This is a genomic window from Vibrio mediterranei (assembly GCF_900088415.1).
Lineage (GTDB): Bacteria > Pseudomonadota > Gammaproteobacteria > Enterobacterales > Vibrionaceae > Vibrio > Vibrio mediterranei.
In genome coordinates, this window is the sequence record NZ_FLLQ01000011.1 from 104,281 (window position 1) to 128,173 (window position 23,893).

The following is a 23,893-nucleotide window of genomic DNA, read 5'->3' on the forward strand; positions in this document are numbered from 1 at the left end:
ATGCAATAAGCGATTACTTAGCTTTTGCTGCTGCCGCTGCTTTAGCGATTGCTGCGAAGCTCTTAGCATCTAGAGATGCACCACCAACTAGAGCACCGTCGATGTCTGGTTGTGAGAAGTATGCTTCAGCGTTCTCTGGCTTAACAGAACCACCGTATTGAATGATTACTTGCTCAGCAACTGCAGCGTCTTTGTCTGCGATTAGAGCGCGGATAGAAGCGTGGATGCGCTGCGCATCTTCAGCTGTTGCTGCTTTACCAGTGCCGATAGCCCAGATTGGCTCGTATGCGATGATAGCGTCGTTTAGCGCTTCAACACCGTATGCGTCGATTACTGCGTTGATTTGACGTGCGCAAACTGCTTCAGTTTCGCCCGCTTCGTTTTGAGCTTCAGATTCACCGATACAGAAAACTGGCTTCAGGCCGTTTTCTTTTAGGAAAGCAAATTTCTTAGCGATGAACTCGTCAGATTCGTTGTGGTATTCACGACGCTCTGAGTGACCAATGATGATGTGAGAAGCACCAAAGTCTTTAAGCATTTCTGGAGACATGTCGCCAGTGAATGCACCGCTGTTGTTTAGGTCTGTGTTTTGTGCACCAAGAATGATCTTGTTGCCGCCTTCAGCGATTACGCGCTCTGCTAGGTCGATGTATAGTGCAGGTGGAGCTACCGCCACGTCTACACCAGTTACGCCTTCAAGTTCAGCGTTTAGGCCAGTTAGCAGCTCAGTTACCATTGCTTTGCTACCGTTGAGTTTCCAGTTACCCATAACTACAGGTTGACGCATGAGATTTTCTCCAAAATCAGTGTTTGTAAAAAACGAATGTAAAAAATAAACGTGATTACGAAAGAATATAACAGATTAATTCATGTAGATCATGATTGGGGTCATTTCTTTATCGCTTTGACGTTTTATCCTAGTAAACAAGTCCAGAAGCTCACCTCAGTGATCCAGTAAACAGAATAATAGAATACTTCTCGGAATTTTCCTTATAGCTTGTTATACCTTGTCGCTTGATGGTTAAAAATAGGGATGTACCATGCCAAACCTTGTACTGGAGTACTCAAATACAGCGGACGAAAGACTGAATGTTCAGGGGTTGCTGGAAGACTTACACAGAGTCACGCTAAACTGTGGATTATTCGAGAAAGATTCTGTGAAATCACGCTCTTTACGTAGCCACAATTGGTTGATTGGTGAGTATGGAGACAGTGAAGATTTTGTTCATATTAGCTTTGAACTTTTGTCAGGTCGCACTGAGGAGCAGAAAAGAGAGCTTTCGAGAAAGTTAATGGAAGTACTTCGAGAGCAGGCGGGACATATCAAAAGCTTGACGGTCAATGTCCGTGATATGGATAAAAGCTGCTTTCAAAAAATTACCAATTAAAAAGAGATTATGTGATGTCGTTTAAATCGTTACTGTTTTCGTTTCAAGGTCGTGTGGGACGCAAAACATTCTGGATGTGGAATGTCTGTTATTACCTTGCCATTATGATTTTTGCTCAAGGTATGAACGTACTGTTCCCAGCATTGGTACATATTTTGTTGCCAATCTTCTTGCTCATTATCTTGATTCCAGATTTAGCGATTACGGCAAAGCGTTGGCATGATCGTAATAAATCGAGTTGGTGGCTATTGCTGAATATCCCATTGGTCTTTGGTCGAATGAGCCTGCCGACATTGGATCCAGCAACCGCAGCTCAGCCGTCCATGGTACAAAGTGTTATCTCCTTTGCTGCGCTGGCTTGTGGTTTGTGGATATTAGTTGAATGTGGCTTTATGAAAGGCACAGAAGGCGAAAACCAGTATGGACGTGAGCCTCAATAAAATTGACGAACAATCAAAAAGGGAAGCATGGCTTCCCTTTTTTGTTGGTTTAGCGCCATTCTTCAGGTTTAGAGAAAGGCAAAATATCGGCGCTTTTGTTGCTCTCTGACGCTTCTCCATTTAAGGCTTGCGAGAATTTAACGATTTGACGATGCAATTCTTGACGTAATAACACATTGGCGTGAATGGGATTTTTGGCGCGCTGTAAAACCCGTTCAATGTGAGATTGTTGAGCATGCAGTCGCGGCTGCATCTCATCAGAACAGGTAGAGATAAACTGCTGGGACAAGTCGTGGCGCAGTCGACTCAACTTCTCGGGGTTGTCCTTGGCCATTGCGGCTAGTTCATCGAATGACGGCAGAGTAATAGGCGTTACCATGTGCGTTCCTCACCAAAAGAATCTCCATGCATATAATCAGCGTAGGAGTTAATGAGAAAAGACAAAATAAAACTGTAAATAGTCTCAGGAGTGAGACGAGCCAGCAGCGTTACTATGAGCTGTTTATTGAAGTTAGCTTCTGTCGCTAAAGGTATATACGCAGCGACGAGCACCTTGAACAATATGTTCGTCTCGTTGAACCAAAATATCGTTACCAACGAGGGCTTGAAAGACATTCAGCTCAGACTGACACAGAGTTTCACAGCGTTGTGCGGCTTTACAGATTGGGCAGTGATTTTCAATTAAGACAAAGCCATCTTCAATCTGTTGAAATTCAGCCATATACCCATCCTTATCACGCAGTTCAGTGAGTTTCTCTACTTTACTTTGTAGGTCGGGAAGGCTGTCAAAATGAGGACGATAAGTCGCGAGGGTGTTCGTTTCGCGCTCTTTGGATACTTTATTGAGTCCTTCAGCACCAAACACTTGTTCAATTGCATCAATAAACTGAACCGTTAAATCACTGTGGCGATCGGAAAACTGGGCATGCCCTTTGGCAGTGAGTGACCAATGTCGATTCGGTCGACCTACTTTAACTTTAACATCTTCAAAACGTAGAAATCCCTCCTCTTCAAGGCCCTGCAAATGTTGCCTAGCACCCATCGTGGTGATGTTTAAACGTGAAGCAATTTGTTTAGCGGTGACTGCGCCTTCTCGTTTTATGATGTCAATAATTTGGTCAGTGGCTTTCATTAGTGCGTCCGTTTCTCTTAAATCAGCCTATGGATAACGATAGTTGGGGTATTATGGCGAATAAGGTTAATAAAGCAAATTATTTACTATCTTCATAATAGATGAAAAAAACGCTGGCTACAGCCAGCGCTTTATCTCAATAATGGCGATTATAAGATGATATCGCGAATCTCTGGGTCTTTACGCTCTAAATAGTGCGTTGATTTAATACGGCGAATCGTGCGGCAGCGGCCACGAATAAGCAGTGTTTCACTAGTCGCGATATTGCCCTGACGTGTGATGCCTTCAAGCAGGTCACCTTTAGTAATGCCCGTCGCCGAGAACACCACATTGTCACTACGCGCCATGTCTTCCATGCGAAGCACAATGTTCGCTTTGACACCCATTTGTGCGCAGCGCTCCAGTTCAAGTTCACCCGCTTTACGGTTTTCTTCGTTATCGCCTTTCACTTCATGACGTGGAAGTAAGCGACCATGCATGTCACCATCTAGCGCACGAATAACAGCGGCAGAAACCACGCCTTCTGGTGCGCCACCAATGCAATACATGACATCCACTTCACTATCTGGCATGCAAGTTAGGATAGACGCGGCTACATCACCATCTGGCACAGCAAAAACACGCACGCCCATGGCTTGCATTTCAGCGATAATCTCATCATGACGTGGTTTTGCCAGTGTCGTAACCACAAGCGTATCAAGAGATTTGCCTAAGGCCGCTGCAATGTTGGTTAAGTTTTCAGAAAGTGGTTTGTCTAGGTCGATAACCCCTTTAGCGCCCGGGCCCACTACCAACTTTTCCATGTACATATCAGGTGCTTTCAAGAAGCTGCCTTTTTCACCAGCGGCTAGAACAGCAAGTGCGTTCGACTGGCCCATCGCTGTCATGCGAGTACCTTCAATAGGGTCAACCGCGATATCAACAGCGTCACCACCAATACCAACTTGCTCACCGATATACAGCATAGGTGCATCATCAATCTCACCTTCACCAATAACGATTTCACCTTCGATATCGGTTTTGTTCAGTAGGCTGCGCATGACTTCTACTGCGGCACCATCCGCAGCATTCTTATCGCCACGTCCAAGCCATTTATAACCTGCTAGGGCGGCACCTTCGGTAACTCGTGAAAAAGCCATTGCTAAATCGCGCTTCATACTGACTCCAATTAAATGAAAAATGACAAAAGGATTTATGGCGCGAATTCTAGCATATCCAAAAGGAAACGTTTGCTTTTTTGTGGTTTTGGTCGCTATCTTGTCGCTAAGTTATGATTACTCATTGAGAAAGTGCAGGGAGAAAGGTCAGAGTAAAGTGATAGCAGGGAAGGTTTGACAAGTTTTAGGTAAAGCTTATGTCATTTTGCGATGCTTTTTTGACCGAATGGTGAAAAATCTGCAATATAGGGCGTGTCTATCTTCTCTATGCTGAGTAGAATGGGACAATATAGAGTATGAAGTCTTTTCATGTCACAGAATTAAATTAAGGGTAGGCCGAGATGTCTTTTGAAGTACTGGAACAACTAGAAGCAAAAATTCAAACTGCAGTTGACACAATCGCGCTTCTTCAAATGGAAGTTGAAGAACTGAAAGAAGAAAAAGTGCAACTAGCAAATCAAGCAGAAGAGCTACGTAATAGCCGTGAAGAATTGGTTCAAAAGACTGAGCAAATGCAACGTGAGCACGGCCAATGGCAAGAGCGTATTCGTAACCTGCTTGGTAAAATGGACGAAGTAGAGTAATTCATTCGTCAAACGTATTCGAAAGCACTCATTTGAGTGCTTTTTTTATATCATTTGGTCTAACCAGTGCGACTCACCGTCTCATGACTTTTCGTACACAACTTGAGCACGTATACTAACCCCAACTAGGGAAAGGAAAAGTTAGAATGAAAACACGTGACAAAATAGTGTATGCCGCCCTCGACTTATTTAATTTAGATGGCGAGCGCAACGTGACGACCAACCATATTGCTGCTCATATCGAGATTAGCCCAGGTAACCTCTATTACCACTTTCGCAATAAACAAGAGATAGTGAGAGAGATCTTTGCGCTGTATTCGCAAGAGCTCATTGAACGTTTTACTCCTATCCAAGGTCAGCAAGAAAGTTTGGCGCTCCTCAAGCACTATCTTGATTCTATCTTTAATCTAATGTGGAAATATCGTTTCTTCTACGCCAACCTGCCAGAGATTCTGCAACGTGATCCTAAGCTGCACGAAGAGTATATTGAGGTTCAGGAGCGATTGCAGGGTAACTTAGTTAATATCCTAAGAGCCTTTGTTGAACTCGATTTATTGACGATTAACGAGAAAGAACTTAAGTCATTGGTGACCACTCTGCATATGATGGCGGTTGGTTGGTTGAGCTACCAATCGGCGATGTCACCGAAGACTCAAATTACTGAAGAGGTAATTCAGCAGGGTATGCTACACATGATTAATGTCGTGAAGCCACTATCAACGGCAAAAGGTCGTGAACAGCTGTCTCTACTAGAAGATGGTGTAAAAATGATGGGGTCGACAGACAGTCGCTCGCTCTAACGGCATGATATATAGCCAATTCATCTTGTTACAAACCCTGCTATCTTAGTAGGGTTTGTTGTTTTAGGCACCAGATTAATGGAGAGCGACGACGGGATGGCTGATAACGAAATGAAAGCAAAAGCACACTATGATGTATTTAATGGCGATGCCGATGGTATTTTGTCATTGCTGCAATTGCGATTAGCTCAGCCGAAAGAAACACAGCTGATCTCAGGGATTAAGCGTGATATTGCGCTGTTACAACGAGTCCCCGTCGCAGAAGCAGGCTCTGTTACAGTGCTCGACATCTCCATGGATAAAAACCAAAACGCCTTAGATGAGCTTTTGGATCATGATGTTCCTATTACTTATATCGATCACCACAAAGCATCAACTATTCCCCACAGCGACATTTTGGATGCGCACATCGACCTTGATGCCAATACGTGCACCGCACTGATTGTAGATAAGCTATTACAAGGCCAGTATCGAACTTGGGCGATTGCTGCGGCCTACGGAGATAATATGTTGAGTAGTGCTGAGCATTTAGCGAATGAGCTTAAACTCACGCACGAGCAACGACACTTTCTCAAGCAATTAGGAACCTTGGTGAATTACAACGGTTATGGAGAGAGCTTAGCTGATCTACATTTTGACCCAGTCATCCTTTATCAGGCGTTATTGGCGTACCCTGACCCGTTTGATTGCCAGAAAGACGCCTCTTCTCCGTATTACACTCTTAAATCGGCGTTTGAGAGTGATGAAATAGCGTTAGAGGCAACGGAAACTGTCTTTGAGTCGGACATCTTGAAAGTGGTAAAGCTGCCAGCAACGCCAGCGGCGAGGAGAATGTCGGGGACTTGGATAAATCGCTTGGCGAATGAAGCGCCTGACCAAGCTCATATTTCGTTAGTGCCGAGAAGCGGCTCGAGCAAAAGCGCTAGTTATACCGTTTCAGTTAGGGCTCCGCTGAACAATAAGCAAGGCGCTGCTGAGATTTGTAGTCAGTTTGCCACAGGTGGTGGGCGAGAGGCGGCAGGGGGCATCAATGAGTTGCCAGAGCATGAGGTAGAGCGACTGATTCAAGTCGCTCAAGAGTGTTATCGCTAAGTACCCACACTTGGCTTTACGTTATCGTTTTAGCCAGCTTTTTGGGTTTTGTACTTTACTGTTGCGGCGGATTTCGAAATACAGCGATGAGCTTGATTGACCGCCCGTGTCACCAGCAAGTGCGATGGTCTCTCCTGCGGAGACTTTATCCCCTTCTTTTTTCAGCAATGTCTGGTTATAACCATAAAGCGTCATGTCACCTTTACCATGGTCCAATAGTACCACCAGTCCGTAGCCGCGTAGGTAGTCGGCGAAGACGACAGTACCAGAATAAACAGACTTTATAGATTCTCCGTAATTAGCTTGAATAACCATGCCTTTCCAGTTCACTTGTCCAGTTTGCTTGGTCCCAAAGCTATGTAGAACTTTTCCTTTCACCGGCCAAGGCAGCTTACCTTTCTGTCGAGCCAGACCATCCATAGGTACTTGATTGCGCTTAGCAGCTTTGGCGATTTCCGCCTTCAAGCGTGTTTCATTACGTTGCAGTTCAGCTAGGTAGGTCTTATCGCTTGAGATGCTCTTTCTGATTTTAGATACCGTACTTTTGCGACTGGCTTGGTTTTTCGCAAGAGAGTTTCGCTTGTCTTTTTGTTGCTCGAGTAATTGTGCAATTTGATTACGTTCAAGCTCAAGGGCACGTTCACTCTCTGCCAGATCCAGTTCAGTTTGTGCTAATTTCTCCAAAGTCTCAGCACGTGCTTTGGCAAGATATTGGTAGTACTGGCTAATACGGTCTTCATCTGGATTGGTACTAAACACACTCGAGGCTGAGTTGTTCTGCTTTGTCACGTAATAGGTTTGCACCAACTCGGCGAGGATCTTTTGCTGCTGTTTTTTCTGCTCGGTGAGCTCTTCGACTTGTTGATGAAAACTATCGAGGTTGCGATTAGCTTGAGCAAGTTGAGCGGTGGTCGATTTTATCTCTTTCTCAATGTTAGAAATGCCGACTTCTTGTTGACGCAAAGACTTTTGTAATTTATCGAGCTCTTTTTGCTGCGCAGACAGTTCTTTCTGTTGGCGTGTAATTTCGCTCTTTACGCCAGTCAGTTCATTTTGATTGGCTAAAGTGAGAGTCGGGTATGTAACAAGCCCGATGCTAAGAATCCATGCCGATATAGAGGGGATGAAAGGCGTTTTATTATTGGGTTTCATTCTACTTCCGTTAAAAATACCGACCAAGTCTGTTCGTGCCCAGATGCGCAACCACCATTATATCCACACTTAGGGCTAGAGGTGCAAGCATACAAAAACGCCGATGCGTATGCACCGGCGTTTTATCAAGCTTATGTCATTACTTTGCGAAGCTGATTACTTAACCAGTACGTCGCCAGACATTTCTGCTGGAATTTCCATGCCAGTCATAGAAAGCATAGTTGGAGCTAGATCAGACAGCTTACCACCTTCTTTGAACTCAACCGCTTTATCACCAACGTAGATCAGCGGTACTGGTAGGTTAGTGTGAGCAGTGTGAGTACCACCTGTCTCAGGGTCCACCATCATTTCAGCGTTACCGTGGTCAGCAGTGATCAGCATTTGACCGCCAACTTCTTTAATCGCTTCAACCACTTTACCTACACTTGCGTCTAGAGCTTCAATCGCTTGCTCAGCAGCTTCGTATACGCCTGTATGGCCAACCATATCTGCGTTTGGATAGTTACAGATAATAGTGTCGTATTTACCTGACTTGATAGCCGCAACCATTTTTTCAGTCAGCTCTTCAGAGCTCATCTCTGGTTGTAGGTCATAAGTAGCCACTTTTGGAGAAGCAACAAGTTGACGCTCTTCGCCGTCAAATTCGTTCTCAACACCACCGTTGAAGAAGAAGGTTACGTGTGCGTACTTTTCTGTCTCAGAAATACGTAGCTGAGTTTTGCCTGCTTTAGATAGCCACTCACCGTAAGTGTTTTCAAGAGAGGCTGGTGGGAATGCACATGCAAGTGGGATATCAGCTGCGTATTGAGTCAGCATAACGAAGTCAACCGCTGGGAAGACTTTACGCTCGAAACCATCAAATGCAGGTACGAATGCACGAGTAATTTCACGAGCACGGTCAGCACGGTAGTTCATGAAGATAACGGCATCGCCATCAACGATAGCAGCTGACTCTTGGCCTTCTGCACGAATTTCTGTTGGTGCAACGAATTCATCGTTTTCATCACGAGAGTAAGCCGCTTCTAGACCTGCAACTGCAGAATCAAATGTGAAGGCGCCTTCTGCTTGAGTCAGTAGGTCGTACGCTTTTTCTACGCGATCCCAGTTGTTATCACGATCCATTGCATAGTAACGACCAACAAGAGACGCTACACGGCCTTTGCCTAGCTCTGCAAATAGAGCGTCAAAGCGTTGCAGTGAACCTTCCGCGCTACGTGGTGGAGTGTCACGACCGTCTAGGAAGCAGTGTAGGTAGATTTTCTCTGCGCCACGCTCTGCTGCCATTTTCACTGCAGCGTAGATGTGATCTTCGTGAGAGTGAACGCCACCTGGAGACATAAGACCCATTAGGTGAACCGCTTTACCTGCTGCGATAGCTTTATCCATTGCCGCAACAAGGATTTCGTTTTGACCGAATTCACCGTCAGTAATAGATTTTGTGATGCGAGTAAGGTCTTGGTATACCACGCGACCAGCACCAATATTGGTGTGACCCACTTCTGAGTTACCCATTTGACCATCCGGTAGACCTACGTCCATGCCAGAAGCCGAAATTAGTGTACGTGGATTGTTTGCCCACAAGCCGTCCATAACTGGAGTTTTTGCGTTGTTGATTGCGTTGCTTGCGTTGTCTTCACGGTAACCCCAACCGTCAAGAATCACTAGAGCCATTGGCTTCTTAGCTGACATAGTTATAACCTCGTCAAATCGATAGTAACTTTACAGAAAACAAATTAGCGTAATTTTACTACACTTTTTAACCAAAACTGTAGTGGCAGATCAAATAATGTTTGTGATTGCAGTTACTTGTTTTCAGTTTTGGACAGTTGAAACCACTAATAGTTTTCCGCGTGAGGTAATCATAGACGCTATTTTTGGATGATTCCTCGCCTTTGTTTCTATTAATACGCCTTTACTAGCAGGTTTGGCTAATTGGTTTTCTCTATCTCTGCAATAGTAATGTCGCCTGGGTTGAGGAGAGGGATCTCAATTCTTTGTTCGAAACATTTTCCCCTCTCGCCAGAGCACGACTAAGCCGCTATACTCCTCGACTGATTTAATGTTCAACTATTAAGAGCGCAAGCTATGCAAGAGTATTTAGAATTTTTTCAACAAAACATGATCATGGCACTAGTGTGGGTTGCACTATTCGTCGCTCTGATTGCCAACATCTTCAAATCAGCAAATGCTGCATATAAAGAAGTATCGGCTGCGCAAGTGACTCATATGATGAACCGTGAGAATGGTTTAGTGGTTGATATTCGTTCAAAAGACGACTTCAAGCGTGGCCATATTACTGACTCGGTAAATGTGCTGCCGTCTGATATTAAGTCAGGTTCAATCCCAAGCCTTGAAAACCATAAATCAGACCCAATCATTGTTGTATGTAAGACTGGTCAAACAGCGCAAGAGAGCGCGAATCTGCTAGCTAAAGCAGGGTTTGAGAAAGTTTACTTGCTGAAAAATGGTCTGACGGCATGGAGCGAAGCGAACCTGCCGCTGATCAAAGGCAAAAAGTAATCGAGAATTTTGAGTAATTTCGCGGCAGTTATGACTAAGGGATGTGATAAGTGCCACGGAATTAACGGCTCGCCTAGTCATAGAAGATTGGCTCGGATAGTCTGCAAGACAACTCATAAACGTTTTTGACAATTTTAGACGTATTTAAGGAAAAACATCATGGCTGAAGCAGCTCCACAAGAAGCACAACAAAACTTCGCAATCCAACGCATCTTTCTAAAAGACGTATCTTTTGAAGCGCCAAACTCGCCAGATATGTTCCAGAAAGATTGGAACCCAGATGTTAAGCTAGATCTTGACACTCAAAGCCGTGAACTAGGCCAAGGCATCTATGAAGTTGTTCTTCGCCTAACTGTGACTGTGAAAAACGCAGAAGACACAGCATTCCTATGTGAAGTTCAACAAGGCGGTATTTTCACTGCTGAGCAGATGGAAGCAGGTCAACTTGCACATTGCTTAGGCGCGTTCTGCCCGAACATCCTATTCCCATATGCTCGTGAAACTATTTCTAGCCTAACGATGAAAGGTACGTTCCCTCAACTGAACCTAGCGCCAGTTAACTTTGACGCTCTGTTCATGAACTACCTACAACAGCAAGCTCAACAAGAAGGCCAAGCAGAAGCTTAAGCCTTTTTCGCAGAACATATTTTCTGCACGAGTAAGCGAAGTGAATAGACTTAGCTAATAAAAATGCACAGCGCATCGCGATGTGCATTTTTTATTTGCTCCGTACGGAGTAGACTAACTACATTGAGCCATAACGAAAATTTGGTGGTGTTATGAATAACGCATATGGAAAAGAAATCGCAATGACCGTTATCGGTGCCGGTTCTTATGGAACCTCATTGGCGATCTCTCTTGCTCGTAACGGAGCAAACGTGGTGATTTGGGGACACGAACCTGAACACATGGCGAAGCTTGAAGCAGACAGAGCCAATCATGAGTTCTTGCCTGGGATTGAATTTCCAGAAACGTTGATTGTCGAGTCTGACTTGAACAAAGCCGTTCAAGCCAGTCGCGATCTTTTGGTTGTGGTACCGAGCCATGTATTTGGTATTGTGCTTAACAGCATCAAGCCTCATCTTCGTCAAGACAGCCGCATCTGCTGGGCAACCAAGGGGCTAGAGCCTGAAACGGGTCGACTGTTGAAGGATGTTGCTCATGACATTATTGGTGATGACTATCCGTTGGCAGTGCTTTCTGGACCTACTTTTGCCAAAGAGTTGGCGGCGGGACTTCCAACTGCGATTGCCGTGGCCTCTCCAAATGCTGAGTTTGTGGCTGATCTTCAAGAAAAAATCCACTGTAGTAAAACCTTCCGTGTTTATGCTAACGATGACTTTACTGGCATGCAATTGGGCGGTGCGGTGAAAAACGTGATTGCGATTGGTGCGGGTATGTCGGACGGCATCGGTTTTGGTGCAAACGCACGTACCGCGTTGATTACCCGAGGTCTAGCTGAAATGACACGTCTAGGTGCTGCCTTGGGTGCTAAGCCGGATACCTTTATGGGTATGGCAGGTCTTGGTGATCTAGTACTGACTTGTACTGATAACCAGTCTCGTAACCGCCGTTTTGGTTTGGCACTTGGTCAGGGTAAAGATGTAGATACGGCTCAGACAGAGATCGGTCAGGTTGTTGAGGGTTATCGCAATACCAAAGAGGTATGGCTGTTATCTCAGCGCATGGGTGTGGAAATGCCAATTGTTGACCAAATCTATCAAGTACTGTATCAAGGTAAAGACGCAAGACTTGCAGCGCAAGATTTGCTTGCTAGGGATAAAAAAGCGGAGCAGCAATAACGCTCTGTTGGTGATTGAGTACCAGTCGTAGGACAAGAAATGAAACACTGTGAAAAAAAGAATGTCTGGGAGTGCATTGTAAGAGAAGCGCGCGAACAAGCAGAGCAAGAGCCGATGCTTGCGAGTTTCTATCATGCCACCATAATCAACCACGAAAGCTTTGGTGCAGCATTAAGCTACATTTTAGCCAATAAGCTGAAGACTGCGTCAATGCCAGCAATGGCAGTACGTGAAGTGGTTGAGCAAGCGTTTAATGCTGATCCATCAATTACTGATGCAGCTGCTTGTGACATTTGTGCGACAGTGAACCGAGATCCTGCGGTTGCCATGTACTCAATGCCGCTACTTTATCTGAAAGGCTACCATGCACTACAAGGCTATCGTGTCGCCAATTGGCTGTGGAACCAAGGGCGTATGGCTCTTGCGACCTATTTACAAAACCAAATATCCGTTGCGTGTCAGGTAGACATCCACCCTGCGGCTCGCATTGGTAAAGGAATCATGCTTGACCACGCCACCGGCATTGTTATTGGTGAAACCGCTGTCGTTGAAAATGATGTTTCCATCTTGCAGAACGTCACACTAGGCGGTACCGGTAAAGAGTGCGGTGATCGACATCCTAAGATCCGTGAAGGCGTTATGATTGGCGCTGGGGCGAAGATTCTAGGTAATATTGAAGTCGGTAAGGGAGCCAAAATTGGTTCTTGCTCTGTGGTACTTCAACCAGTACCTCCGCATACTACTGCTGCTGGTGTTCCTGCAAAGATTGTCGGTAAACCGAAAACCGATAAACCATCACTAGATATGGATCAGCAATTTAACGGTAAGTCACAAACCTTTATGGGTGGTGATGGTATTTAAACAAGCCTGAGAAATGAATCAAAAACGTAGAGCCAAGGTATCAGCCTTGGCTTTATTTTTAACTGGCTTGGTACAGATGTTTTTTTCTCACACCAAGCGCATAAAGATACGCCAATACTCCGCCCAGAACATTACCGACTGCAACGCCAATAAACATGCCTTCGACATCATAATAATGGCTACCTAGGGCCGCGGCTGGCAAGGTGAAGACAAACAGTCTCATCGCACTCCACATAAAGGCTTTGTTCGGTTCGTGTAACGAATTCATACCACTACCCAGCATCATGATGATCCCTTGGAATCCATAGCTGAATGGTACTACGAGTAAGTAATGCCAAAGAATGTCTCTTACGGCTTGTTCTTGGGAAAACAGCGCAGAAATTGGAATGCTGAGTGGTACCATCATTGCGAAGATAAACAGCTGGAATACGATCGAAAACCGCATACTCAAAAATAAGCCGGCAAAACTTCGATCAGGCTGTTTGGCGCCAAAGTTCTGTGACATAAATGGCGTTAGTGCAGAGCTTAGCGAGATTAAAACCAAAATTAGAATCGACTCAACGCGCTGTGCAGCTCCATAAGCGGCGACCGCCGCGGTGCCATGAGAAGACAGCATCTTCATTAAAATTGCACCTGAGATCGGAGACATGGCCGTTGATAGCCCTGATGGTGTTCCAATGCGTAATATAGCGATCCAATCTTGCCAAATTTCCGTAGGTTTGAGCTTACCCAATAACTTTTCGCGTTTGATGAGCACAAACAGCGAGCCAGACAGCGCTCCAAACCAAGCAATGCCGCTAGCAATGGCAGCACCTTGAATACCCAACTCTGGGAAAGGGCCTATGCCAAAGATCAACAGAGGGTCGAGCACGCCATTTATGAAACCGGACAGCATCATGATCTTTGCGGGGGTTTTGGTATCACCAGTAGCTCGAATCGCACTGTTTCCCGCCATCGGAATAACCAGCAATGGTACCGTTAAATACCAGATCACCATGTACTCGCTGATTAATGGAATGATGTCATCGCTAGCTCCAAGCAGTTTAAATAGTGGCTCTATGGTCAGCAGCCCGAATGCTGAAGCAATGGTCACAAGTACCACCGCGAGTAGTAATCCGTGCGTGGCAAAACGAGCCGCGTTTTGAGTATTTCCTTGTCCCAGTAATCGCCCAATATTGGTAGAGAGTCCCATACCAATACCCATGGTGATGCAATTGACTCCAAACGTAACCGGAAAAGTAAAGCTGATAGCGGCCAGTGCTTGTGTACCAAGCAGGGATATAAAGAAGGTATCAACGAGGTTAAATGCCAAGATTGCAACCATGCCAAATACCATAGGAACAGTCATGTTTCTAAGGACAATAGAGATGGGAGCGGAAAGTAGGCCGTGTTTATCTTGCATGGCATTCAGTGCTGATGAAACAGGCGCTTAGAATACAGCAATTGATGAGTTGGTGCGAGAATGGGTTTGGTAAGGAAGGTCATTCACTAGCCAAAGCTCATTTTCGTTATTTTTGTCACAATTTTTTGTCATGCTGCCCTTGGGATCGTAGAAAACGCCCCCAACATATTCAACACAAGGCCTTGAAGGCTATCTAATAAGCTAAATGGAAAATAATCAGGAGAATCGACCGATGAATATCCGTCCTCTACACGACCGAGTTATCGTTGAGCGCCAAGAAGTTGAATCTAAATCTGCTGGCGGCATCGTTCTAACTGGTTCTGCTGCAGAAAAATCGACACGTGGTACTGTTTTGGCTGTGGGCAAAGGCCGCATTCTAGAAAACGGTACAGTACAGCCATTGGACGTGAAAGTAGGTGATACGGTTATCTTTGCTGAAGGCTACGGCACGAAAACAGAAAAGATCGACGGTAAAGAAGTTCTGATCATGTCTGAAAATGACATCATGGCTATCGTTGAATAATTAAGTAGACGTTGAGTAATTTTTTACTCTAAACAAGCTATCCACTGAATTTAGATAAGGAAATAACAATGGCTGCTAAAGACGTTAAGTTTGGCAACGACGCACGAATCAAAATGCTAGAAGGTGTAAACGTTCTAGCTGACGCAGTAAAAGTTACGCTTGGCCCTAAAGGTCGTAACGTAGTTCTAGATAAATCTTTTGGTGCACCAACCATCACTAAAGATGGTGTATCTGTAGCGCGTGAAATTGAACTGGAAGACAAGTTCCAGAACATGGGCGCACAAATGGTGAAAGAAGTTGCTTCTCAAGCTAACGATGCTGCAGGTGACGGTACAACAACTGCTACTGTACTGGCTCAATCTATCATTTCTGAAGGCCTAAAAGCGGTTGCTGCTGGCATGAACCCAATGGACCTTAAGCGTGGTATCGATAAAGCAGTTGCTGCTGCGGTTGAAGAGCTAAAAGCTCTGTCTGTTGAGTGTAAAGACACCAAAGCGATTGCTCAGGTTGGTACTATCTCTGCAAACTCTGACTCTACGGTTGGTAACATCATTGCCGAAGCAATGGAAAAAGTAGGTCGTGATGGCGTTATTACTGTTGAAGAAGGTCAGGCTCTACAAGATGAGCTAGACGTAGTAGAAGGTATGCAGTTCGATCGTGGTTACCTATCTCCTTATTTCATCAACAACCAAGAAGCTGGTAGCGTTGATCTAGAGAGCCCGTTCATTCTTCTTATCGATAAGAAAGTGTCGAACATCCGTGAACTTCTACCAACTCTTGAAGCAGTAGCTAAAGCATCTCGTCCGCTGCTTATCATTGCAGAAGACGTAGAAGGCGAAGCGCTAGCAACACTTGTTGTGAACAACATGCGTGGTATCGTAAAAGTAGCGGCGGTTAAAGCACCTGGTTTCGGTGACCGTCGTAAGTCTATGCTTCAAGACATCGCTATCCTAACTGGTGGTACAGTAATTTCTGAAGAAATCGGTCTAGACCTTGAGAAAGTGACGCTAGAAGATCTAGGTCAGGCTAAGCGTGTAACCATCACTAAAGAAAACTCAACTATCATCGATGGCGCGGGCGAAGAAGCGATGATTCAAGGTCGTGTTGCACAAATTCGTCAACAAATCGAAGAAGCAACGTCTGACTACGATAAAGAGAAACTTCAAGAGCGTGTTGCTAAACTTGCTGGCGGTGTAGCTGTTATCAAAGTTGGTGCTGCAACTGAAGTTGAAATGAAAGAGAAGAAAGACCGAGTAGAAGACGCACTTCACGCTACTCGCGCTGCTGTTGAAGAAGGCGTAGTGGCTGGTGGTGGTGTTGCACTTATCCGTGCGGCATCTAAAGTTGCTGGCCTCGAAGGTGACAACGAAGAGCAAACAGTGGGTATCCGCGTTGCACTTCGCGCAATGGAAGCACCAATTCGTCAAATCACTGCAAACGCAGGTGATGAAGAGTCTGTAGTAGCGAACAACGTGAAAGCGGGTGAAGGTAGCTACGGTTACAATGCAGCAACGGGTGAGTACGGCGATATGCTAGAGATGGGTATTCTAGACCCAACAAAAGTAACGCGTTCTGCACTTCAATTTGCTGCATCTGTTGCTGGTCTAATGATAACAACGGAAGCAATGGTAACAGATATTCCTCAGAAAGATGCTCCAGCAATGCCTGATATGGGCGGCATGGGTGGCATGCCTGGTATGATGTAATTCGCATCAGAATGTTCTGACAAGCCGAAGGGAAACCTTCGGCTTTTTTGTATCTGGTTCAATAATAACCAAGTAATTTGTGAGAATGTTGCTGGATATGACATTTCACTGACAAATCGTATGGTTGTCCTTTTTAGCATCGTCTAAACTTATTATTCGACAATAAGAAAATGTCAGTGGAGACAAGATAATGAAAAAAGTCATTTCAGCCCTAGCAGTGGCAGCAGCGGTAGCTTCACCAATGGCGTTAGCAGACAGCACGCCAGTTATGTTCTCATCACTAAACGGTTTTAATGCACCAGATGCAAATGCAGTTGGTGGTGTTCGTTTAGCAGTACTTCATGGTCAAGTGAATGAAGTAAAAGGTGTCGACTTCTCTGTACTAGGTATGTCTGAAACTCAACGTACAACAGGTGTGAACTTCGGTCTATTCTTCGGTGCGTCTAAAGTAACTCAAGAGATGAAAGGTGCTTCTCTAGGTATCTTCAACTGGAATACTGGTTCAACAACGGGTGTTAACCTTGGTGCCGTTAACGTAACTAACGATGTGAAAGGTCTGAACTGGAGTGCAGTGAACTACTCTGAAGGCTATACAATGGCTGATATCGGTCTTGCTAGCTTCTCAAACAAGTCTAACTTCCAGTTTGGTTTCTTCAACAAAACCAACACGATCGACGGTGTTCAGATTGGTCTGATCAACTGTGCAGATAACGGTTTCTTCAAGTGCTTCCCAATCATCAACTTCGCGAAGTAATTTGAATTGATTCGTCAAAAAAGCCCTGATTAATCAGGGCTTTTTTATTTTCTCATTCGATTGCGATTCTGCATGGTTTGATGAACGCCGCGACGTAAGCTTTTAAAGCTGCTTTCAATCTTATCTACGCCCAATAGGACCGTTAATGCCAAAACAGTTAGAATGATCGATTCTTTATGGTGACCGAGTCCAATCATCATTCCTAGCCCTGCCAAAACCCAGATAACGGCCGCTGAGGTTACGCCATGAATTTTCCCATCTTGAGTCATCATCACCCCCGCACCTAAAAAGCCAACGCCAGTAATGATTTGCCCTAATACTCGCGCTTGATCAAGCGTGTTCGGAGAAAGGGATACGGCCATGGACATAAACAAGTACGTACCCGACACAATCAGAATCGCAGTACGAATACCAACAGGTTTTCCGCGTGTTTGGCGCTCGAGGCCTACTAAGGCACCGTTGAGCATACAAGCCCCAAGTGCAGGCCATGAAAAAGGCCCTAAGTCGAGCAGTTGTGCATTGAATAACTGTGTCAGTTCCACATTGCCTCCTAAAAAGCGCAGTATCTGACTATTAGACCGTCTGATCGAACAAAAATATTTTGTCGAGACGAAAAAGGTTACTCGAGATGTAAATCCAGTGGTGTCTTGCTGGCTCTACCGCCTTCTTCTCGCGTCAGTTTAGGGACTAAATACCCAGACACTCGTTTGATCAGCCCTTGAATGATGGCTTTGGCGTCGTCATCGCTAATAAAGAAGTGTGCCGCGCCTTGAACCTTATCCAACACGTGAAGGTAATAAGGCAATATGCCCACAGAAAACAGCGCATGACTGAGCTCAAACTGAGCATCAACAGAATCATTGACACCTTTTAGCAGTACTCCTTGATTCAACAATGTTGTGCCCGTGTCTTTAATACGTGCCATTGACGCAGAGAATTCAGAATTCACTTCATTAGCGTGGTTGATATGCGTTACCAAAATGGTATTCAGTCGAGTCTGTTTAAGAAGCTGACACAACTCTTCTGTAATGCGCTTTGGGATCACCACAGGTAATCTGGAGTGAATGCGAAGTGTTTTTAAATGATGAATAGATTCTGCTTTTTGAACAAGCCATGCTAACTCAGAATCTTTGGCCATCAGTGGATCGCCGCCAGACAAAATGATCTCGTCGATCTCTGGATGAGCCGCAATATAGTCGAGTGCGACTTGCCAGTTAGCTTTACCGCCTTTGTTATCTTCGTAGGGGAAATGACGACGGAAGCAGTAGCGACAATTCACAGCACAGCCACCTTTGACAATTAGTAGTGCGCGATTGTGGTACTTGTGTAGTAGACCGGGCACCGCTGCATCTTGCTCTTCTAAAGGATCTTCAGAGTAACCGTTGTGGACTTCAAACTCTTGGCTTAATGGTAAAACTTGCCTTAATAGAGGGTCGTACGGGTTGCCTTTTTCCATACGATCGACAAAGCTTTGTGGAACACGCATCGGGAAAAGACGTCGAGCGGTTAAGCCGTTTTCCCACGGAGTCGCATCAATTTCTAGCTGCTTAAGCAGTTCATAAGGGTCTGAGATCGCATTCGATAGCTGTTTGAGCCAGTTTTGCTCAACAGAAACAAGATTTCGGGTTATGATAGGCGACATTAAATTTTAACTCGAAGAACACTAAGAGGATACAATGGCTACTGTTAGCACGAATGAATTTAAAGGCGGCCTTAAATTAATGCTGGATAACGAGCCTTGCGTAATTCTAGAAAACGAATACGTGAAGCCAGGTAAAGGTCAGGCATTCAACCGCGTAAAAATTCGTAAGCTACTGTCTGGTAAAGTTCTAGAGAAAACCTTCAAGTCTGGCGAAACTGTTGAAGTTGCAGACGTGATGGACATCGATCTAGATTACCTATACACAGATGGTGAATTCTACCACTTTATGAACAGCGAAACATTCGAACAAATCGCTGCGGAAGTTAAAGCTGTTGGCGATAACGCGAAATGGTTGGTAGAAAACAACACTTGTATGATTACTCTTTGGAATGGTAACCCAATTACCGTGACTCCGCCTAACTTTGTTGAGTTAGAAGTAACTGAAACCGATCCAGGTCTAAAAGGTGATACGCAGGGTACTGGTGGTAAACCAGCAACACTAACAACAGGTGCTGTTGTACGTGTACCGCTATTCATCCAAATCGGTGAAGTGATTAAAGTTGATACTCGTACAGGTGAGTACGTAGGCCGCGTTAAGTAAGCTTACTCTTTGCTGTATGAAGAAAAGGTCGCTTAGGCGACCTTTTCTAATGGAAGAGGTATTACTCTTGTGGTCGCCAGCTTAATGCACTGGCTACGGTGCCAAGCGCTAAGGTGTCCATTTCTGCTTGAGGCAGATTGGCTAAGGTTTGTAAGGTAATCGCACCGTTGATTTGTGCTGCGGCGACCTCGACGCTACCACGGCTAAAACTATAACCAAGTGGATTATCGACACTCATCATTAAGCCTTCACCATCGTGGATGGATTCCGCGTTAAAATGGGTACTGTCTAAGCGAATGAAGCCAGTTTCTTTTTTAGCGGTGGACAAACTAATGGCTTCCGACTTTCTGGCCATTTGATACTCACCAACCGACTTACCATTTTCGCTGATCTCACAAACATAGGGACCGTTACCACCGAACGAGAAGCTGCCAAGGTCGACGCTGGTACCGCCACCACTGCAAACGAGCGTCCAAGTTTTACCGTTATCCTTGCGGGTCACCTCTGCAACCATCTCTCCTTCTTTGGTATTAATGGTATTGAACCAAGAGCTAGTGGAAGCACTGCGCGAGTATTTACCTTGATACAATCCGGCAAGATCAAAACTGCCCTCAGGACCAAAGCCCCAAAATGTACCATCCGTTTTAAGCATCAGTTTTGGTTGAGCTGCCACGGCATCTGATGTGGTCATATTAACGGTAGAACCACACCCAAAAAGTGCACTAGAAATAAGCAGTGCGCAAATAGACTTCTTCATTGTTACATCTCTTTTTTATTATCAAGCGGCGCGGATTGTATAGAGAGAGTTGGGTTCTGCGTGTAAGCATTTGTCTTCTTAAATGCTGAGTCACAAAAAAACTGGCAATAAAAAAAGGCAGCGATATCGCTGCCTTTGAGGTTTGTGTCTGTTGCTTAGATCATAAAGATGAAGATAACAGACAGTGCGCTGATTAAGCCTGCAAAGAAGTAGCAAGCGATTTTACCTGCTACGCCCGCGTGGATTTTCAGATCGTGCATACCGTGATGCAGGCGGTGCATCGCATGCCACATTGGAAGCGCTAATGTGGCTATGATGAATAGGGCACCAATGATGCTTGTAGCAAAATCTGCGACACGTTCGTAACTCATCGCTTCTGGGCTAATAATGCCCATTGGCACTAGAATACCAAGCACAAGTACCGTTACTGGTGTAATCATGGCAAACCAAGTACCACCTGCACCAAATAGTCCCCACCATACTGGTTCGTCAGAGCGTTTTGGGTTTTGATTAATCACGATTCACTCCTTATACAATGATGAGAACGACTAGTGAGATAGCGGCTACCGCTGCCCACTGAGTAAGAACGATGGTTTTCTTTTCGACCAGTTTGCCTTTCAGCTTGATCGGCATAACTTGCGGCATCATGCTAAAGAAAGTTTGAGCATGGAATAGACTGCCTGCGAGTGCCACGATGTTAATCGCGATGACGATAGGGTTTGCCATAAATTCCAGCCAACCTTGCCAAGCTTCAGGGCCTTTCACTAATGCACCCAAACCAAAAGTCAGGAAGATAGTGAATAGAATAAGAGGCAGTACCGTCGCTTCACGCAACATATAGAAGCGATAGAATGGATGGTTTTTCCACCACGTGCGTTTGATTTCACGAACATAAGGTTTTCTGTTACTCATTCTACGCCTCCTGTGGTTTTAGCATTGCAATGACGAAGTCTTTAGAAGACTCCACTTTACCTTGGTTAACCGCTGCTGCTGGGTCAACGTTCTTCGGACAGACTTCAGAGCAGTAGCCCACAAACGTACAGCCCCAAGCGCCGTTTTCGCCGTTGATCATCTTCATACGCTCTGCGGCACCATTGTCACGGCTGTCAAGGTTATAGCGATGAGCAAGTGTCAGTGCTGCTGGACCGATGAACTCTGGGTTTAGACCAAACTGAGGGCAGGCTGCGTAGCAAAGGCCGCAGTTAATGCAGCCAGCAAACTGCTTGTACTTCGCCATTTGCTCAGGTGTTTGGATGTTGGTGCCATCTTCTGGTTTGCGATCATTACCGATGATGTATGGCTTGATAGCTTCAAGGCGCTCGATGAACGGCGTCATATCGACAATCAGGTCTTTCTCGATAGGGAAGTTAGCCAAAGGCTCAATCTTCAGGCCATTTTGATGGTCACGAAGGAAGCTTTTACAAGCTAACTTAGGCACTCCGTTCACCATGATGCCGCACGAACCACAAATCGCCATACGGCAAGACCAGCGGTAAGACAGATCTTTATCTAGGTGATCTTTGATGTAACCAATCGCATCAAGTACAGACATGGTCTCATCAAACGGAACTTCAAATGTTTGGAAGTAAGGTTCTGAGTCCTTTTCTGGGTCATAACGCAGGATCTCAACTTTCTGAATACGATTAGCTGACATTATGCTTGCTCCTCCGCACTGTTATCTTGAGATGCTTTCGCTTCTGCCGCGGCAGCTTTTTCTGCTGCTTCACCGTATAAGCGCGCTTTAGGTTGAGACTTAGTGATCTTCACATCGCTGTAATCGATGCTTGGCGCGTTATCCTCTTGGAAGAACGCCAGAGAGTGCTTAAGGAAGTTCACATCATCACGCTCAGTACAACCATCATCTAAACGTTGGTGTGCGCCACGTGACTCTTTACGCAGGATAGCGGAGTGAACCATAGCTTCTGCAACTTCAAGTCCATAACCCACTTCAATGGCATAAAGAAGGTCAGTGTTGAACACCTTACCTTTGTCTTTGATGCTGATTTTCTTATAACGCTGTTTGAGCTCAGCAATCTTATCAAGCGTGGCTTGCATTAGATCTTCTTGACGGTAAATACCGCAACCCGCTTCCATGGTGTGACCCATTTCAGTACGGATTTCAGCCCAGTTTTCATCGCCTTCTTGGTTCATTAGTGCAGCAATACGAGCTTCAACAGCTTCAACTTGTTGTGCGATAGCAGCGTCATCCCAGCCTTTAAACGCTTTGGCACGCTCTACAGCTTGTTCACCTGCAACACGGCCAAATACCACGAATTCAGCTAGAGAGTTAGAGCCTAGGCGGTTAGCACCGTGCAGACCAACAGAAGCACATTCGCCCACAGCAAATAGGCCTTGAATACGTGTTTCACATTGACCATTGGTTTCAATACCACCCATGGTGTAGTGAACGGTAGGACGGATTGGAATTGGCTCTTTCGCTGGGTCAACGTTCACATAAGCTTTTGCAAGCTCACAGATAAACGGTAGACGCTCCTGTAGATACTCTTCACCAAGGTGGCGAAGATCGAGATGCACAACATCACCAAGTGGATGCTTGATCGTGTTGCCTTTTTGCTGTTCGTGCCAGAATGCTTGTGAAACTTTGTCACGAGGACCCAGTTCCATATATTTGTTCTTCGGCTGGCCAACTGGCGTCTCAGGACCCATGCCGTAATCTTGTAGGTAGCGGTAACCATTCTTGTTAACGATGATACCACCTTCACCACGACAGCCCTCTGTCATCAGGATACCTGTACCAGGAAGACCGGTTGGGTGATATTGAACAAACTCCATGTCACGTAGTGGTACACCATGACGATAGGCCATCGCCATGCCGTCACCTGTTACGATACCGCCATTGGTATTACAGTGATAAACGCGGCCAGCGCCACCTGTTGCAAGCACAACAGACTTGGCTTTAATGGTAACCAGTTCACCTTCAGACATATGAATAGCAATCAGACCTTGAACCTCGCCTTCAACGACAAGTAGGTCAACCACAAAGTATTCGTCAAATCGTTTGATTTGCTCATACTTCATCGAAGTCTGGAACAGAGTGTGTAGCATATGGAAGCCGGTCTTATCAGCGGCAAACCATGTACGTTCAACCTTCATACCACCGAAACGACGAACGTTAACTTCGCCATTTTCCTTACGGCTCCATGGGCAACCCCATTGTTCCATTTGGATCATTTCACGTGTGGCATTTTCTACGAAATATTCGACAACATCCTGTTCACAAAGCCAGTCACCACCACCAACAGTATCGTTGAAGTGGTTATCTAGGCTATCTTCATCCTTGATTACAGCTGCAGAACCACCTTCCGCGGCCACAGTATGTGAACGCATTGGGTAGACTTTAGAAATCAGAGCAACTTCCATTTCTGGGTTTGCTTCTGCTGCTGCAATGGCAGTACGAAGACCGGCGCCGCCTGCGCCGATGACTGCGATATCTGTGGTAATTGTTTTCACAGTTATCCTCCAGTGTGTGAGAGCGAGTTAGCTCGCGAGTTATAATTAAATGCTTAAGTAAGCTTTTATAGAGTAAGGTTTTATATTAGATAAGCTGTATGGCAAAAAA

27 protein-coding genes are annotated in these 23,893 nt (G+C 45.3%); 13 read left to right on the forward strand and 14 right to left on the reverse strand.

Features of this window, described 5'->3' with window-relative positions; translation table 11 throughout:
- Window positions 1-13: 13 nt before the first annotated feature.
- Window positions 14-787, reverse strand: coding sequence for a triose-phosphate isomerase (gene tpiA / locus VME0621_RS23045; protein WP_062461754.1), 774 nt, complete (start codon window positions 785-787; stop codon window positions 14-16).
- 253 nt (window positions 788-1,040) lie between these two features.
- Between tpiA and VME0621_RS23050 the strand changes: the two genes are divergently transcribed.
- The gene (locus VME0621_RS23050; RefSeq protein WP_038223817.1) at window positions 1,041-1,388 is read left to right on the forward strand and encodes a 5-carboxymethyl-2-hydroxymuconate Delta-isomerase; all 348 of its coding nucleotides are present in this window, start codon (window positions 1,041-1,043) and stop codon (window positions 1,386-1,388) included.
- Window positions 1,389-1,402: 14 nt separating this feature from the next.
- Window positions 1,403-1,828, forward strand: coding sequence for a DUF805 domain-containing protein (locus tag VME0621_RS23055; RefSeq protein ID WP_062461756.1), 426 nt, complete (start codon window positions 1,403-1,405; stop codon window positions 1,826-1,828).
- A 49-nt stretch (window positions 1,829-1,877) separates the two neighbouring features.
- On the opposite strand, the gene VME0621_RS23060 is transcribed toward VME0621_RS23055, so the two are convergent.
- From VME0621_RS23060 to glpX, 3 genes are all read right to left on the reverse strand, one after another.
- Entirely contained in the window at window positions 1,878-2,207 is a 330-nt protein-coding gene (locus tag VME0621_RS23060) for a DUF3135 domain-containing protein (RefSeq protein ID WP_062461758.1), read from the reverse strand.
- Between the two features lie 132 nt (window positions 2,208-2,339).
- On the reverse strand, window positions 2,340-2,960 hold the full coding sequence (locus VME0621_RS23065) for a helix-turn-helix transcriptional regulator (protein ID WP_062461761.1): 621 nt from the start codon (window positions 2,958-2,960) through the stop codon (window positions 2,340-2,342).
- Window positions 2,961-3,109: 149 nt separating this feature from the next.
- A complete protein-coding gene (gene glpX / locus VME0621_RS23070; protein ID WP_062461764.1) occupies window positions 3,110-4,117 on the reverse strand; it encodes a class II fructose-bisphosphatase in 1,008 nt (335 codons plus the stop codon).
- A 341-nt stretch (window positions 4,118-4,458) separates the two neighbouring features.
- On the opposite strand from glpX, the gene zapB reads away from it, so the two are divergent.
- The 3 genes from zapB to VME0621_RS23085 all read left to right on the forward strand — a co-directional run bounded on the left by zapB (window position 4,459) and on the right by VME0621_RS23085 (window position 6,593).
- Window positions 4,459-4,701: a cell division protein ZapB gene (gene zapB / locus VME0621_RS23075; protein ID WP_006075487.1), complete on the forward strand. Its 243-nt coding sequence runs from the start codon at window positions 4,459-4,461 to the stop codon at window positions 4,699-4,701.
- 146 nt (window positions 4,702-4,847) lie between these two features.
- Window positions 4,848-5,501, forward strand: coding sequence for a TetR/AcrR family transcriptional regulator (locus VME0621_RS23080; protein ID WP_006075488.1), 654 nt, complete (start codon window positions 4,848-4,850; stop codon window positions 5,499-5,501).
- Window positions 5,502-5,597: 96 nt separating this feature from the next.
- The gene (locus VME0621_RS23085; RefSeq protein WP_082795552.1) at window positions 5,598-6,593 is read left to right on the forward strand and encodes an acetyltransferase; all 996 of its coding nucleotides are present in this window, start codon (window positions 5,598-5,600) and stop codon (window positions 6,591-6,593) included.
- A 21-nt stretch (window positions 6,594-6,614) separates the two neighbouring features.
- Here the strand turns inward: VME0621_RS23085 and VME0621_RS23090 are convergent, their stop codons facing one another.
- Window positions 6,615-7,745 carry a murein hydrolase activator EnvC family protein gene (locus tag VME0621_RS23090; protein ID WP_062461767.1) on the reverse strand — a complete coding sequence of 377 codons (1,131 nt, stop codon included), beginning with the start codon at window positions 7,743-7,745 and terminating at the stop codon, window positions 6,615-6,617.
- Window positions 7,746-7,901: 156 nt separating this feature from the next.
- On the reverse strand, window positions 7,902-9,434 hold the full coding sequence (gene gpmM, locus VME0621_RS23095) for a 2,3-bisphosphoglycerate-independent phosphoglycerate mutase (RefSeq protein ID WP_038223807.1): 1,533 nt from the start codon (window positions 9,432-9,434) through the stop codon (window positions 7,902-7,904).
- 396 nt (window positions 9,435-9,830) lie between these two features.
- On the opposite strand from gpmM, the gene VME0621_RS23100 reads away from it, so the two are divergent.
- The 4 genes from VME0621_RS23100 to cysE all read left to right on the forward strand — a co-directional run bounded on the left by VME0621_RS23100 (window position 9,831) and on the right by cysE (window position 12,928).
- The gene (locus tag VME0621_RS23100; protein WP_031493039.1) at window positions 9,831-10,265 is read left to right on the forward strand and encodes a rhodanese-like domain-containing protein; all 435 of its coding nucleotides are present in this window, start codon (window positions 9,831-9,833) and stop codon (window positions 10,263-10,265) included.
- A 159-nt stretch (window positions 10,266-10,424) separates the two neighbouring features.
- Window positions 10,425-10,892 carry a protein-export chaperone SecB gene (gene secB / locus VME0621_RS23105; RefSeq protein ID WP_031493038.1) on the forward strand — a complete coding sequence of 156 codons (468 nt, stop codon included), beginning with the start codon at window positions 10,425-10,427 and terminating at the stop codon, window positions 10,890-10,892.
- A gap of 152 nt (window positions 10,893-11,044) precedes the next feature.
- Window positions 11,045-12,067, forward strand: coding sequence for an NAD(P)H-dependent glycerol-3-phosphate dehydrogenase (gpsA, locus tag VME0621_RS23110; protein WP_062461770.1), 1,023 nt, complete (start codon window positions 11,045-11,047; stop codon window positions 12,065-12,067).
- A 39-nt stretch (window positions 12,068-12,106) separates the two neighbouring features.
- Window positions 12,107-12,928, forward strand: a complete 822-nt coding sequence (gene cysE, locus VME0621_RS23115; RefSeq protein WP_038223802.1) for a serine O-acetyltransferase — start codon at window positions 12,107-12,109, stop codon at window positions 12,926-12,928.
- Window positions 12,929-12,986: 58 nt separating this feature from the next.
- Here cysE and VME0621_RS23120 read toward each other — a convergent pair whose 3' ends face one another.
- A complete protein-coding gene (locus VME0621_RS23120) occupies window positions 12,987-14,330 on the reverse strand; it encodes an MATE family efflux transporter (protein ID WP_062461773.1) in 1,344 nt (447 codons plus the stop codon).
- 232 nt (window positions 14,331-14,562) lie between these two features.
- Here VME0621_RS23120 and VME0621_RS23125 point away from each other — a divergent pair, with 232 nt between their 5' ends.
- From VME0621_RS23125 to VME0621_RS23135, 3 genes are all read left to right on the forward strand, one after another.
- A complete protein-coding gene (locus VME0621_RS23125) occupies window positions 14,563-14,853 on the forward strand; it encodes a co-chaperone GroES (protein ID WP_031493033.1) in 291 nt (96 codons plus the stop codon).
- Window positions 14,854-14,921: 68 nt separating this feature from the next.
- Window positions 14,922-16,559 (forward strand): chaperonin GroEL, encoded by a 1,638-nt coding sequence (gene groL, locus VME0621_RS23130; protein WP_038223798.1) that lies wholly within the window; start codon window positions 14,922-14,924, stop codon window positions 16,557-16,559.
- A 190-nt stretch (window positions 16,560-16,749) separates the two neighbouring features.
- Entirely contained in the window at window positions 16,750-17,313 is a 564-nt protein-coding gene (locus VME0621_RS23135) for a VC2662 family protein (RefSeq protein ID WP_006075442.1), read from the forward strand.
- A 44-nt stretch (window positions 17,314-17,357) separates the two neighbouring features.
- Here VME0621_RS23135 and VME0621_RS23140 read toward each other — a convergent pair whose 3' ends face one another.
- A complete protein-coding gene (locus tag VME0621_RS23140) occupies window positions 17,358-17,780 on the reverse strand; it encodes an MgtC/SapB family protein (RefSeq protein WP_081836363.1) in 423 nt (140 codons plus the stop codon).
- A 152-nt stretch (window positions 17,781-17,932) separates the two neighbouring features.
- Window positions 17,933-18,955 (reverse strand): EF-P beta-lysylation protein EpmB, encoded by a 1,023-nt coding sequence (epmB, locus tag VME0621_RS23145; protein WP_062461776.1) that lies wholly within the window; start codon window positions 18,953-18,955, stop codon window positions 17,933-17,935.
- Window positions 18,956-18,989: 34 nt separating this feature from the next.
- On the opposite strand from epmB, the gene efp reads away from it, so the two are divergent.
- On the forward strand, window positions 18,990-19,556 hold the full coding sequence (gene efp / locus VME0621_RS23150; protein WP_006075445.1) for an elongation factor P: 567 nt from the start codon (window positions 18,990-18,992) through the stop codon (window positions 19,554-19,556).
- A gap of 61 nt (window positions 19,557-19,617) precedes the next feature.
- On the opposite strand, the gene VME0621_RS23155 is transcribed toward efp, so the two are convergent.
- The 5 genes from VME0621_RS23155 to frdA form a co-directional block, all read right to left on the reverse strand.
- A complete protein-coding gene (locus VME0621_RS23155) occupies window positions 19,618-20,313 on the reverse strand; it encodes a VV20781 family protein (protein ID WP_006075446.1) in 696 nt (231 codons plus the stop codon).
- 155 nt (window positions 20,314-20,468) lie between these two features.
- Window positions 20,469-20,831, reverse strand: coding sequence for a fumarate reductase subunit FrdD (gene frdD / locus VME0621_RS23160; protein WP_006075447.1), 363 nt, complete (start codon window positions 20,829-20,831; stop codon window positions 20,469-20,471).
- 10 nt (window positions 20,832-20,841) lie between these two features.
- Window positions 20,842-21,225, reverse strand: coding sequence for a fumarate reductase subunit FrdC (frdC, locus tag VME0621_RS23165; protein WP_006075448.1), 384 nt, complete (start codon window positions 21,223-21,225; stop codon window positions 20,842-20,844).
- Window position 21,226: 1 nt separating this feature from the next.
- Window positions 21,227-21,967: a succinate dehydrogenase/fumarate reductase iron-sulfur subunit gene (locus VME0621_RS23170; protein WP_006075449.1), complete on the reverse strand. Its 741-nt coding sequence runs from the start codon at window positions 21,965-21,967 to the stop codon at window positions 21,227-21,229.
- A complete protein-coding gene (gene frdA, locus VME0621_RS23175) occupies window positions 21,967-23,784 on the reverse strand; it encodes a fumarate reductase (quinol) flavoprotein subunit (RefSeq protein ID WP_006075450.1) in 1,818 nt (605 codons plus the stop codon). Before frdA ends, VME0621_RS23170 begins: the two co-directional genes overlap by 1 nt.
- Between the last annotated feature and the right edge of the window lie 109 nt (window positions 23,785-23,893).